The 12140-nt window shown below is 36.3% G+C and carries 13 protein-coding genes; 6 read left to right on the top strand and 7 right to left on the bottom strand.

Going from position 1 to position 12140, the window contains the following annotated elements:
• Window positions 1-33: 33 nt before the first annotated feature.
• Window positions 34-789, bottom strand: a complete 756-nt coding sequence (aroD, locus tag MHI40_RS17775) for a type I 3-dehydroquinate dehydratase (protein WP_340763846.1) — start codon at window positions 787-789, stop codon at window positions 34-36.
• A gap of 68 nt (window positions 790-857) precedes the next feature.
• On the opposite strand from aroD, the gene MHI40_RS17770 reads away from it, so the two are divergent.
• Together MHI40_RS17770 and MHI40_RS17765 are read left to right on the top strand one after the other, a co-directional pair.
• The gene (locus MHI40_RS17770) at window positions 858-1709 is read left to right on the top strand and encodes a GNAT family N-acetyltransferase (RefSeq protein ID WP_340763844.1); all 852 of its coding nucleotides are present in this window, start codon (window positions 858-860) and stop codon (window positions 1707-1709) included.
• Between the two features lie 112 nt (window positions 1710-1821).
• Complete coding sequence (locus MHI40_RS17765) at window positions 1822-2841, top strand: STAS domain-containing protein (protein WP_340763842.1); 1020 nt, start codon at window positions 1822-1824, stop codon at window positions 2839-2841.
• Between the two features lie 78 nt (window positions 2842-2919).
• Here the strand turns inward: MHI40_RS17765 and MHI40_RS17760 are convergent, their stop codons facing one another.
• Together MHI40_RS17760 and MHI40_RS17755 are read right to left on the bottom strand one after the other, a co-directional pair.
• A complete protein-coding gene (locus MHI40_RS17760; protein WP_340763841.1) occupies window positions 2920-3495 on the bottom strand; it encodes a hypothetical protein in 576 nt (191 codons plus the stop codon).
• A 93-nt stretch (window positions 3496-3588) separates the two neighbouring features.
• Window positions 3589-4431, bottom strand: coding sequence for a TetR/AcrR family transcriptional regulator (locus MHI40_RS17755; protein WP_340763839.1), 843 nt, complete (start codon window positions 4429-4431; stop codon window positions 3589-3591).
• 99 nt (window positions 4432-4530) lie between these two features.
• On the opposite strand from MHI40_RS17755, the gene MHI40_RS17750 reads away from it, so the two are divergent.
• The gene (locus MHI40_RS17750; RefSeq protein ID WP_340763837.1) at window positions 4531-7620 is read left to right on the top strand and encodes an efflux RND transporter permease subunit; all 3090 of its coding nucleotides are present in this window, start codon (window positions 4531-4533) and stop codon (window positions 7618-7620) included.
• Window positions 7621-7892: 272 nt separating this feature from the next.
• Here MHI40_RS17750 and MHI40_RS17745 read toward each other — a convergent pair whose 3' ends face one another.
• Both MHI40_RS17745 and MHI40_RS17740 read right to left on the bottom strand, forming a co-directional pair.
• On the bottom strand, window positions 7893-8939 hold the full coding sequence (locus MHI40_RS17745; protein WP_340763834.1) for a DUF4097 family beta strand repeat-containing protein: 1047 nt from the start codon (window positions 8937-8939) through the stop codon (window positions 7893-7895).
• On the bottom strand, window positions 8932-9255 hold the full coding sequence (locus MHI40_RS17740) for a PadR family transcriptional regulator (RefSeq protein ID WP_093537455.1): 324 nt from the start codon (window positions 9253-9255) through the stop codon (window positions 8932-8934). Before MHI40_RS17740 ends, MHI40_RS17745 begins: the two co-directional genes overlap by 8 nt.
• 152 nt (window positions 9256-9407) lie before the next feature.
• Between MHI40_RS17740 and MHI40_RS17735 the strand changes: the two genes are divergently transcribed.
• The gene (locus tag MHI40_RS17735; protein ID WP_340764582.1) at window positions 9408-9737 is read left to right on the top strand and encodes an MGMT family protein; all 330 of its coding nucleotides are present in this window, start codon (window positions 9408-9410) and stop codon (window positions 9735-9737) included.
• 20 nt (window positions 9738-9757) lie between these two features.
• Window positions 9758-10186 carry an NUDIX hydrolase gene (locus tag MHI40_RS17730; RefSeq protein ID WP_340763832.1) on the top strand — a complete coding sequence of 143 codons (429 nt, stop codon included), beginning with the start codon at window positions 9758-9760 and terminating at the stop codon, window positions 10184-10186.
• Between the two features lie 274 nt (window positions 10187-10460).
• On the opposite strand, the gene MHI40_RS17725 is transcribed toward MHI40_RS17730, so the two are convergent.
• Window positions 10461-11216: a MerR family transcriptional regulator gene (locus tag MHI40_RS17725; protein ID WP_340763830.1), complete on the bottom strand. Its 756-nt coding sequence runs from the start codon at window positions 11214-11216 to the stop codon at window positions 10461-10463.
• 115 nt (window positions 11217-11331) lie between these two features.
• On the opposite strand from MHI40_RS17725, the gene MHI40_RS17720 reads away from it, so the two are divergent.
• The gene (locus MHI40_RS17720) at window positions 11332-11922 is read left to right on the top strand and encodes a histidine phosphatase family protein (RefSeq protein WP_340763828.1); all 591 of its coding nucleotides are present in this window, start codon (window positions 11332-11334) and stop codon (window positions 11920-11922) included.
• A gap of 47 nt (window positions 11923-11969) precedes the next feature.
• Here the strand turns inward: MHI40_RS17720 and MHI40_RS17715 are convergent, their stop codons facing one another.
• Window positions 11970-12128 (bottom strand): hypothetical protein, encoded by a 159-nt coding sequence (locus MHI40_RS17715; RefSeq protein ID WP_340763827.1) that lies wholly within the window; start codon window positions 12126-12128, stop codon window positions 11970-11972.
• Window positions 12129-12140 lie beyond the last annotated feature (12 nt).

Here is a 12140-nt window from a genome sequence, read left to right as displayed (position 1 = left end):
CGGCGGTGACTCCTGCACAATGAGATACAGCTGCTACTCTTGTTTTGTATGTATTAACCCTAAAATATATTTAAGGTCAACGGCTGGAATTTGCCCTGGAGCAGAAGAAGCTACACCAGAACCAAATGTTGCGGCGGAGCCAAAAACTTCTCCAGCGAGTCGACTAATTACACCAGTAGAAGCCATAGCCATAGTAATAATTGGACGGTCTGCATATAAGGAGTACATTGTGTAGGTTGCATCTAGCAATGTCAGAACATCTGTTGGATTGTTTGGCATTACAGCGATTTTAGATATATGTGCATCTAACTCTTGCATTCTTTTAAGTCTCCATATGATTTCTTCCTTGGCGGGAGTCTTTTCGAAGTCGTGATTAGACATAATGATGAAAACGTCCGTTCCTTTTGCTGCTTGCATTATTTCCGTCACTTTCGGGGAAAACAACTCCACGTCTATCAAATCAACTTCTTTTGTTTTCATCACTTCTACTATTAGGGTTTCGTAGTAGGAGTCTTCTATTATTTTATTTCCACCTTCACGATGTGTTCTAAAAGTAAATAGAAGAGGGGTGGGATATAGTACTTCTCGCAATGTGGAAAGTGTTTTTTTTACTTTATTAATATCTTCAATTCCCTCTAAAAAGTCCGCTCGCCATTCAATAATTTCGAAGTTAGTTTGAAGGCTTTTTATCTCTAAAAGAAGCTCTTCTATTGTTCTTCCTATCAGGGGAACAATGACTTTTGGAATACCCATTCCTATATGGATATCTCGAATTGATACAACTTTCATAAAAGTATACCCCTTCCTTAGTGTTTTAAGTAATATTAACATACAAAGATATAGAGGAGGTCAATTATATGAATTTTCAGCATTATGAAAGTGTAGAGAAATTTGCGGGCAAAGTAACACCTTTTTTGGAAACAAACGAGGATAAGTTCAGCTTATTTCTTGGTGTTTTAAACGGGATAAAAGCTGGTGCATACAATAACCCTTACATGGCAACTATTGAAGAGGAAGGTGAGTTATTAGCAATTTTTCAAATGACCCCTCCCCATCCCCTAAATATTGTATTTGTAGATAAAAAGCATATATCTGCTTGTATTGACTTATGTACCGCAGAATTGATTAAACATTCCATACGAGTAGAATCCATCATCAGTGTAAAGGAATGGGCTATTATGTTTGCGGAAAAGTGGAAAGAAAAAACAGGAGGAACATACTCTTTCATGATGGATCAAGGACTTTATAGACTGGACCAAGTAGAGGAGTCCCTTAAAATGAGTCCAGGATCATGGCGTTACGCAACTCTTAACGATGCACTTCTAATAGAGAAATGGTATAGCCAGTTTGAACGCGATACTGGATTATCAACGACAGCTCCAGTAGAAATAAAAAAACGTGTGAATAAAATGTTAGAGGGTAATGAAGTCTTTCTTTGGGAAAACCAAGGGGAAGTTGTATCCATGATGAAAAAGGCTAGGCCAACAAAAAAAGGGGTTACGGTTTCACTTGTTTTTACACCAGCAGAAAAACGAGGAAAAGGGTATGGAAGAACTGTGGTTGCGGCAGGGAGTAAAGAGTTATTAAAGGAATTTGAGTTTTGTGTGTTGTATACAGATATGCTCAATCCAACCTCCAATAAAATTTATCAGGAAATTGGGTATAAGAAGCTAGTAGATTCTGTTCATTTGAAGCTGGAAACTATATAATTTTGTCCTTTTATACCTTGTAGTAGTAAACTAAATTTATAGTAGAATCTCTTTTTGTGTAGGAAGTTTATTGGTACATACATAATTTCGAAAATATAAAGGGGTCTTATAAATGGACAAACAGGCAGGTATTGATATAGGTGGAATTAGTTTTAACTGGGATCTGGAAAAAGGGGAGTTTCTATTTGAACAACAGGACGCTGTTCTTTTCTGGGTTTCCTCTGCGATGAAATCCTTCTTCGATACAATTGAAGAGGTTTCTGGGGATGAAGCATCAAACTTAGTTTTTGAAGCTACAGGATTTCGCCAGGGGATAGTGGTGGGTGAGTACTTTCAAAATATGAAAAACGTAAGTGTTACAGAAGCAGTTGATCTTATTACAAACACATATTCTTCCGCTGGCTGGGGATTAGCTAAAGTAGAAAATCTAAATATCGAAGAAAAGACCTTCACTGCAAAATTTAAAAATAGCTGGGAATACAAAATAAATAAAGCACAAGAAAAGTCGGTGGGAGGAAAATACATGCCTGCTCATTATGCTGGCATATTCTCTGGACTTCTAAATGAAAATATGTGGTATGAGGTAGTAAAAGATCAAATACAAGGTCATGAATTTACAGAAGTAAAGTACTTCCCATCTACTATTACAGTAAATCATAATATTGGTCAGCTTGCTCGAAAAACAGAAATGGATGAGATTCTTCATTTAGAAGCAGTAGTGGAGGATAAAGTAAGGGACTTAACTGAATTAGTACAGGAACTCTCATCACCTATTATTCCCGTGTTGGATGGAATAGTTGTGGTACCGTTGATCGGTAAGTATGATGAAGACCGTTCAGAGGCATTACTAGAGAAAACATTAACTAATTTACCTTCACACAAGGCAAAGTATGTAGTACTTGATTTAACAGGGCTGAATGAAAATATCAGTCAACATACAGCAAGTTTTATCGAAAAAATCGGGTCAGCTTCCACTTTAATAGGTGTGACGACGATACTAGTGGGTATCTCCCCGCAGTTAAGTATTATTATTACTCAGTCAAATGTTCAATTATCTAACTTCGATTGCTTCCAAACATTACAGCACGGTATACACTATGCGTTAGCGCAAATGGGAAGAAAGATAATTTAAACTCTACTGTCATACAAAAAGAGCTAGACAAAGTTTGGGGTAAAGTAAGTACCCTTTTGTCTAGCTCTTCGTATTTCCTTACCATTTTTCGTCTTTATACTTCTGCCTTATTTCTTCTTGAGTTTCTTGGTATTCTTCTTCAATATCGGTTGTCTTGTATATAAAGGGTTCATGGTTGTAATCTGTTCGTTTTCCATAACGAAGCATTTCGTATATGATCATTCCATTGTTTGGCATCCCATTTATAGTTCTCATAGGAATAATATCGAACAAAACATAATAAAACGCATAAAACACAAAGCGATCCCAAAATGTTCGATATTCTTCTAACAGACCGTTTGCCAATAACGCGTTTAGGACTAGAGCTACCGACAGATTCATCAGAATAGGACCTGCGTATATACATATATACGCTAGTTTACTTTCTCTTTTTAGAGCATCGTATGAAAACCAACTAAATAGATGATAATGTTTTCGTACATCAATTATCCAAAATTTGAAAAGTCTTGGTCCAGATCCAATAGTCAATCTGGGGTTCTTTACACCGAAAATCTCACTTACTATTAAATAACCCGTTTCTCGCAAAAATACAACAATAGGCAAGATGATAAAAGCTGAAATTATTAAAGAAAGCAAATCTGAAAAACCAAACATTTTATCGCAACTCTCTTATTATTTGAAGTGTTGTGTATAAAATACCCGATTTATGTCAGTACGAACCTTGTAATAATCTCCAATAAAGCATGCTTATTTAATAGAGTTTAACTTTAAATAATTACGAAGCAAAAATGCAATCCATTTACAATTAGGGTAATCTTGAATATTTTTTAACAGGCCTTCTACTAGGGCGGGACTAAGAGAGGGCTCCAATAAATGCTGTTTTAACAAACTCAGAGACTCTTGTTCAAGTGGTTCTTCCGCTTCATTTAAACTTTGTTCTAGAACTTCTAACAATTGATCGTTTGTAATTTCTGTTTTAGACAACCGTCTGAGCTGAAAAATTTCTTTAGTGACAAATGGAATGGTGACCTCGGATGCAAGTAAATTTGTTTTTTCAACTAAAGATTGTGCAAGTTGTTCCAAATCTACCGGAACATTGTTGAATAATATCAACTCTGAATAGATACTTATAAAACCTTTAATACAATAGACTAAATCATATTTGGTATTTTCGATTCTTTCTCCAAATAACTTTTCTGTCATGGTTAGGATAGTTTTCTCTAATAACTTATCATAATCATGAAACTTTAATACAAGCTCGCTATTAAAAGAATGTGACTGTTCCTTCATTAAAATTTTAGCGAAATTTGAATGTTTTTGGGAGGCTTGAAACATTGTAAAGTAAAAATTATATAATGATAATTCATTATTTTGCATGTTAGTGACCTGGTAGTCAGTATTTGAAATCATTTGACTCATAAATTGATCGATTAATGCTACTATCAATTCGTCTTTAGATTTAAAAGACAAATAAAATGCTCCTTTAGAAATACCGCAACGTTCTGTAATTTGTTGAACAGAGGTTGGTTCGAATCCTTGTTCTGCAAAAAGCTCTAATGCTCTTTCCATAATTAACTGTTTTTTACCCATTTAAAACAATCGCTCCTAGTTCATATTGTTGACAACTGACTAATTAGTCATTATTATAAGTAATTGAGAAATTAAAGTCAATTAGGGGTAGGTGTAAGTGTGAAAGGTTTAGTCAATTTTGTTCTTCAAAATAAATTAGCGGTATGGTTACTTACAATTATTATTACTGTATCGGGTATTTATTCTGGAACACGTATGAACATGGAAACAATTCCGGATATTTCCATTCCGTATTTAATGGTTATGGATGTCTATCCAGGTGCAACACCTGAGCAGGTTATGGAAGACGTATCCATGCCTTTAGAAAAAGCAGTAGAAAACCTAGCAGGTGTAAAATCTGTATATTCAAATTCGAACTCTAATATGGCTAGTATTCAAGTAGAGTACGAGTATGGCGAAGATATGGACGAAGCAAATCGAGCTTTAAAATCTGCATTGGAAGCTGTTAAATTACCAGAAGGTGCACAGGAGCCAATCGTCACTGCTATTAGCTTGAATATGATGCCTGTTGTGGCGTTAAGCGTTAGTAGTAAATCAGAGGACATTGTAGAGTTAACATCTACAGTTTCAGAGCTTTTAGTTCCTAAAATCGAGAAAATCGATGGAGTAGCCTCTGCAACTATTGCAGGTCAGCATATCGAGGAAGTTGAGCTTACCTATAATGAAGCAAAAATGACTGAGTTGGGTTTAAAAACAGACGACGTCAAGCAAATGATTCAAGCAAGTGATTTAGCTGTTTCACTAGGCCTTTATGAATTTGAAGAAGGCGAAGAAGCTATTTCTGTAGATGGTAAATTCATGACTTCAGATGAGTTAAAAGAAATGCTGATTCCAGTAACACCATCAGCAACAAATCCATCTCCATTTGTGAAACTTAGTGATATTGCTACTATTGAAGAAGTAGGAAGAGTTCAATCTGTATCCCGTACAAACGGAGAAGATGCAATTTCTGTTCAGATTGTTAAAGGGCAGGAAGCAAATACAGTTGATGTTGTTAATAGCGTGAAAGAACTGATTAAAGAAGAACAAAAAAATATTGATGGTCTTGTTATTGATATATCGTTAGACCAAGGTGAGCCAATTGAAGAGTCGGTCTTTACAATGATTGAAAAAGCTTTATTTGGTGGATTGATTGCTGTATTAATCATATTACTGTTTTTACGTGATTTTAAATCTACGGTAATTTCAATCATATCTATACCAGTTTCTATATTCATGGCATTACTATTATTGAACTGGATGGATATTACTTTAAATATTATGACCCTCGGGGCTATTACAGTTGCGATAGGACGGGTAATAGATGACTCCATTGTAGTAGTGGAAAATATTTATCGTCGTATTCACTTAAAAGATGAGAAGTTATCAGGTCGTGCACTTGTACGTGAAGCGACTATTGAAATGTTCAAACCAATACTATCTTCTACCTTAGTTACGATTGCAGTATTCGCACCGTTACTATTTGTTGGTGGCATGGTCGGAGAATTGTTCTTACCTTTCGCATTAACGATGTCGTTTGCACTTTTGGCATCCTTACTTGTGGCAATTACAATCGTTCCAGCATTGTCTCACTTCTTATTTAAGAAGAAATTATATGGTGAGAAGAAAGAAAGTAATCATAAAGAGGCTGGTAAGCTAGCAAATGGTTATAAGCGTATATTGGAATGGACGCTAAACCATAAAGTAATTACTTCAATTGTTTCTATCGTTTTACTGGCTGGAAGTATAGCATTAACTCCATTAATCGGTTTTAGCTTCTTAGGAAGTGAAGAAGAAAAGGTTATGTATTTAACGTATACACCAGAAGCTGGTGAATTAAAAGATGATACATTAGCAAACGTTGCTGCAGTAGAAGAAGAGTTATTAAAGCGTAAAGATATCGATATTCTTCAACTGTCTGTAACAGATAGCGATAGTATAGATCCAGCGGCTGCGATGATGGGTGGCGGAGCAGGTGGTGCATTAATGTACCTTATCTTCGATCCAGAAATGGAAGATTTCCCAGGAGCTCGTGAAGAAATTGAAGAATACGTATTTAATCTTGAGCAATCAGGCGAGTGGAAGAGCCAAAACTTCTCCGCTATGTCAATGTCTTCAAATGAAGTTAGCTACACATTCTATAGTGAAGATTTAAACAAATTAGATGAAGCTGTAAAAATGGTAGAAGATGTAATGAGTAAAAATGACGGTTTAGAAGACGTTTCTTCTAGTACTGAAGATGCTTATGTTGAATATACATTCAAAGTAGAGCAGGATGAATTACTACAATATGGCTTAACGACAGGCCAAATTGTCATGATGTTAAGTCCAACAAATACAAAAGATGTATTGACGACTATTGAAAAAGAAGGCAATACATTAGATGTAATAGTTCAACAAGAAAAAGCAGAACAACCAAAGTCTGTAGATGATATTTTAGCTACAGAAATTCCTACAGCATTGGGAACAACAATGCCTCTTTCTGAGCTTGTAACAGTAGAAGAAGGAACAACGCTTAATACGCTTGCACGTAGTAAAGGGGAGTATTATGCAACTGTAGCAGGAACAATCCTTGGAGATGATATCTCAGTCGCAACATCTGAAGTAGATAAAGCAATTGATAAATTAGACTTACCTAAGGGTGTTGAAGTTGGTGTTGCTGGTGTAGCAGCTGACATGGAAGAAACGTTTACACAACTTGGAATTGCAATGCTTGCGGCTATCGCAATTGTTTACTTTATCTTAGTTGTAACATTCCGTGAGGGTGTAGCACCGTTTGCTATCCTATTCTCTTTACCGTTTGCAGTTATCGGATCATTCGTTGGGTTATTGATCGCAGGAGAAACTATTTCTGTATCGGTAATGATGGGTATGCTCATGTTAATAGGAATCGTAGTAACAAATGCAATTGTATTAGTGGACCGAATCATTCATATGGAACGTGATGGTATGAGTATGCGTGATGCAATTCTGGAAGCTGGGGCAACTCGTCTTCGTCCAATTTTAATGACAGCAATCGCAACGATTGGTGCATTAATACCGTTAGCAATAGGTTCAGGTGGCGGTGGATTAATCTCGAAAGGTCTTGGTATTACGGTAATCGGTGGTTTAACAAGTTCAACGTTATTAACATTAATTGTTGTACCAATCGTTTATGAGATTTTATCGAAATTATTCAAGAAAAACCGTAAAGAAGTAGAAGAAAACTAACAAGAAAAGCACAAGCGCCTTTGCAAGCCCCGCAAGTGTGAAGCGACTCGAGGGGCTAGGCGTTGAAGTCTGGACAAATAGAAAAGTTTTATTTCAAAGTCCTTCAAGACATTCGTTGTCTTGAAGGGTTTTTTTCATTAAAAAATTGTCTTTAGCTGGAATGTTGAACAGTTTAGTTGGGGAATTGATCTTGTTCGTTAGAATCGTTTAATACTTCCAATATATAAAAGGAGGAGAATCCATGACGTTAGTCACGAATCTCCTCCTTTTGTTCATTCAAACATAGGTACTTTCTTCTTCTCAACTATTATTTTTCCGTTATCTGAAGAAAGGCGTACTTTGTTTGCACCTGCACCAAATACAGTGCGAGAATTTTTTTCGCCGAACACACTTATTTTGCCATAATCCACTTTTGTATGAATCGATACATTTGTAGGATCTGTTTCTGTTTCTACTAATATACTTCCGTTATCCGTTTCCAAATCAATCATTCGATCCAAGCTAGTAGTTAATAGCTCGATTCTACCATTATCTGTTTTTCCAGTAATACTGCCGTTAACATATTGCATCATAATTCTACCGTTATCGGTCTCCGTGTGAACTTGCTCCGCATCAATATTTTGAAGTTCTATTCTGCCGTTATCCGTTTCAGCGGTAAGTTTATCAGCTTGAATTTTCTCCATCTCAATCCGTCCATTGTCCGTTTCTGCTTCTAGAATAGTTGCAGCAAATTCTTTCAGTCCAATACTGCCGTTATCTGATGTTATCTTAATATTCTTCCCGAGTATTTTTTCTGCGCGAATACGACCATTATCGGTTTTCATGATTACAGTCGTATACAGTTTTTTAGGTAGAGCAACGTTTACTCTCAGTTCTTTTATTAAGAATATAAAACTAAAAAATTTATACTTTTTAGTTTTTAACCGAATCGATAATGTGTCGTTTACTACTTCAGCTGTCAATTGTAATTTGTCGTTTTCTCCCACTAACTCGATAGTTGCTTCCTCAGTATCTGAAGAGGTCACGTGTAATGAACCGAAGTCGATATCCATCATTACATTCGAGAAATTTGCATGAGGTACTTTAATGATTTTATTGCTCGGTGTAATTTTATCTGGAATTTGAATTTGGTTTTCGGAAAGCTCCTCTGCAATTTCTTTTGGAGATCCTAAAGAAGCTGCGATTTCCCTATCAGACTTTCCATCTTCTCTTCCATTCGAGAAATACTCTTTAATATCAGAAAGAATATCATTTCTTTCCTCAGCAGGTAAGCTTGTTAATGCAAGTTCTAATTCATATAAAAATTGTTGCTCAGTCATTTTTTACACCCTCTTCAATTAGATTATTTACACCGTTAGTAAAACTTTGCCATTCTATTATTTGTTCATGTAGGTAGGAGCGACCTAAGTCAGTTAGCTTGTAATATTTACGAGGGGGTCCTTCTGTGGACTCTTGTAAATACGTTGTAAAATAGCCTTCCTTCGTCAATCGTCTTAACAATGGGTAGACAGATCCTTCCGATATTGAGATTTGATCGGATATTTTTTGAACTAGCTCATATCCATACCGATCTTGCTTATCCAATAAAACAAGCACACATAAATTTAATACTCCTTTTTTAAATTGAATATTCATCTTTTCTTTCCCCCCTGACACTACTAGTTAATGTGCAGTACCTTGGATAGAATATAACATACGGTATTATCTTATGCAAGGTACTAGACTAAATATAGTTATAATTTTATAAATTGTCAGTTATAATAAGTTGAAATGAAAGGAGTTGCATGATGAATCCTTTTACTGAAAAAGCAATTCAAATTATAAAGTCTATCCCGCAAGGAAAGGTAATGACGTATGGCCAGATTGCAAAAGTTGCAGGAAGTCCTAGAGGAGCAAGACAGGTAGTTCGCGTTTTACACTCCATGAGCGCCAATTATAATCTTCCTTGGCATCGTGTTATTAATGCAAAAGGAGAGATTGTGATAGCTGATGAAGAATCGGCATACTCACAAAAAGTCATGTTAAAAGAAGAAGGGGTCAAATTCCTTGCCAATGGACGTGTGGATTTGAAGGAATCACGTTATGATCTTAATGTAGCGGAGGAAGATTGGATATAAGAGAGAGGGAGTGAATGCTAATGTTTAGCTGGAAAGGTGCGGCTGGTATTTGTGTAAACGAACAGAAGGAAGTGTTGATGGTACTTCAAGCGGCTCCAGGAGAAGAGAAGAAATGGACAGTTCCATCTGGGACGCTTGAAGAGGATGAAACGATAGAAGAATGCTGTATAAGGGAATTTGTAGAGGAAACGGGATTTGTAGTAAAAACATTGGATAAAATACATAACAAAAATGGTGTTATAAGTGAACATGGGATTTCCTATTCTGTAGAATACTTTTTAGTAGAGATTATAAGTGGAGAAATTACGATGCAGGATCCAGATGAGTTTATTCATGACATTGCTTGGAAGTCACTGGAGGAAATTCAAACCTTGGATTTAGCTTATCCAGAGGATATCCACATAATAGAGAAAGTAATAAAAAACGCGATGGATGAACTTCCAAACTAAAGGAGGTTGGATAGTATTAAAATTGGATTAATAATTATCTGGGCTGTTGTTTTTCTATATTCATTAAATATCCTCGATATAGAGAAAAGTTTGTTCAATTATATCATAGCTTTCTTTTTGTTACTGGTTGGTGTTTATGGTATAGATAAGTTATTCAGAGGATATCCACATTGGTCGAAAAGTAATAAAACGTAGGTACGAGACAACTACCCATACAAGCCGATTGGTTTAACTAACTAACAGTGGGGATAAATAAACCCCACTGTTTGAAGCTTTACTTTATATAAATTACAATTGCATCTCGTAAAAATTTAGTTGCACCTGGATGTACTTTATCGTAATAAGCTGTAAAACGTTCATCTGCGACATACATTTCAGCTAGGCCAGCGTGAGCTTCTTTAGAGTACTGATCCCAGTAAAAGCAAAGCCACTGTTTATGATAATCTGCTGCCTTTTGAGCTAGTTCCCCGGCAGGATCTCCGCTTTTCATAGCAGCTTTTAAGTTGGTAAACAGTTGCTCCTCTAACTTCTGTACTTCTGCATACTGCTCTTCGGTCATATTTTTTACTTTTGCATTAGATGAGCTTACAGCATTTTCTCCGTATTTTTTTCGTATTTCTTTTCCGTATTTTCCCTCATTTTCATCGATAAGCTTTTGTTTAAAGCCTTCAAATTTTTCTTTATCTGTCATGTTTGCCTTCCTTTCCGTATGTTCAATCGATTTATCCACATTGTTGATAAGTGCGTCTAATTGTGCTCTTTTTTCTAGTAATTTCTCCCGATGTTGTTTAAGTGCAGTAGTTCCATCGAATGTAGGGGAATTTAGGATTGCTTTAATAGTATCTAAACTTACATCAAGTTCGCGATAAAACAGAATTTGCTGCAGACGATTTACTTCAGTAGCCCCGTATATACGGTAGCCGGATGAATTGATACGTGCGGGTTTAAGCAGACCAATTTCATCATAATACCGAAGTGTCCTAGTACTAATACCAGCAAGCTGCCCAAGCGTTTGTACTGTGTATTCCACTTCATTACCTCCTCATACATTTAGCTTAAACCTTGACGTTGCGTGAAGGTCAAGCGATATTTGTTCAACTATTTTACTTTGAGTATAATGAAACAATAAGTAAGGGGGAAATTTCATGACAACGATAGGGTTTGTAAGACATGGCGTTACGGCTTGGAACAAAGAAGGTAGAGCGCAGGGAAACACAGATATACCGTTAGATGAGGAAGGAATACGTATGGCGGAGCGCGCAGCAACAAGAATACAGAACGAGGAGTGGGACGTTATATATACAAGTCCGCTCATCCGTGCGAAAAAAACAGCTGAAATTATAGCGCAGAAATATCCAAGAGTCGACTTTTACGAAGATAAACGCTTAGGGGAAATTGGCGGAGGTATTATAGAAGGTACGACTGAAGAGGAACGGATTGCAAAGTGGGGACCGGCCTGGAGGGATTTAGAACTGGGGTTTGAAGCGGAAGATGTAATTATATCTCGTGGAATGTCCTTTATAGAAGAAATAAAGGAAAAACATTTAGGTCAAAGAGTACTTGTAGTTAGTCATGGAGGCTTTATCAGTAGATTATTATACGCTTTAGTTCCAGATGGTGAATTTTCTCGGGATATCGGTAACACTGCCATTACAATTGTAGAACTCAAGGATGACGTAAATGTTTGTCATTTATACAATTGTATGAAGCATTTAGAGGTGAAGGAAGTACGATAATAGGAAACGCCCTTAAGTACTTACTACTGAAGGGCGTTTTAGGTTATTTATTTGTCTTTTTCTAATTGTTCAATTGGGTCAGGATTCTTATTAGGAGAAAGGTTAGTTAAGTCGACTAGCCCTATAACAGAATTACCTTCCTCTGTTTCTGCTGGTCCGCAAATACCCGTTTCTATATCACATATCATAGCATCTTTAATGGACATAACTATTCCTCT

It is taken from the genome of Psychrobacillus sp. FSL H8-0510, assembly GCF_038008345.1.
GTDB classification, from domain to species: domain Bacteria; phylum Bacillota; class Bacilli; order Bacillales_A; family Planococcaceae; genus Psychrobacillus; species Psychrobacillus psychrotolerans.
The sequence above is the reverse complement of the archived record's forward strand: the minus strand, read 5'-3'. Positions and strand labels throughout refer to the sequence as shown.

Coding starts and splice junctions, on each gene's coding strand:
- MHI40_RS17765 (WP_340763842.1), top strand. CDS start 1,822: ATGGACAAACAGGCAGGTATTGATATAGGTGGAATTAGTTTTAACTGG.
- aroD (WP_340763846.1), bottom strand. CDS start 789: ATGAAAGTTGTATCAATTCGAGATATCCATATAGGAATGGGTATTCCA.
- MHI40_RS17715 (WP_340763827.1), bottom strand. CDS start 12,128: ATGTCCATTAAAGATGCTATGATATGTGATATAGAAACGGGTATTTGC.
- MHI40_RS17745 (WP_340763834.1), bottom strand. CDS start 8,939: ATGACTGAGCAACAATTTTTATATGAATTAGAACTTGCATTAACAAGC.
- MHI40_RS17760 (WP_340763841.1), bottom strand. CDS start 3,495: ATGTTTGGTTTTTCAGATTTGCTTTCTTTAATAATTTCAGCTTTTATC.
- MHI40_RS17770 (WP_340763844.1), top strand. CDS start 858: ATGAATTTTCAGCATTATGAAAGTGTAGAGAAATTTGCGGGCAAAGTA.
- MHI40_RS17755 (WP_340763839.1), bottom strand. CDS start 4,431: ATGGGTAAAAAACAGTTAATTATGGAAAGAGCATTAGAGCTTTTTGCA.
- MHI40_RS17720 (WP_340763828.1), top strand. CDS start 11,332: ATGACAACGATAGGGTTTGTAAGACATGGCGTTACGGCTTGGAACAAA.
- MHI40_RS17735 (WP_340764582.1), top strand. CDS start 9,408: ATGAATCCTTTTACTGAAAAAGCAATTCAAATTATAAAGTCTATCCCG.
- MHI40_RS17730 (WP_340763832.1), top strand. CDS start 9,758: ATGTTTAGCTGGAAAGGTGCGGCTGGTATTTGTGTAAACGAACAGAAG.
- MHI40_RS17740 (WP_093537455.1), bottom strand. CDS start 9,255: ATGAATATTCAATTTAAAAAAGGAGTATTAAATTTATGTGTGCTTGTT.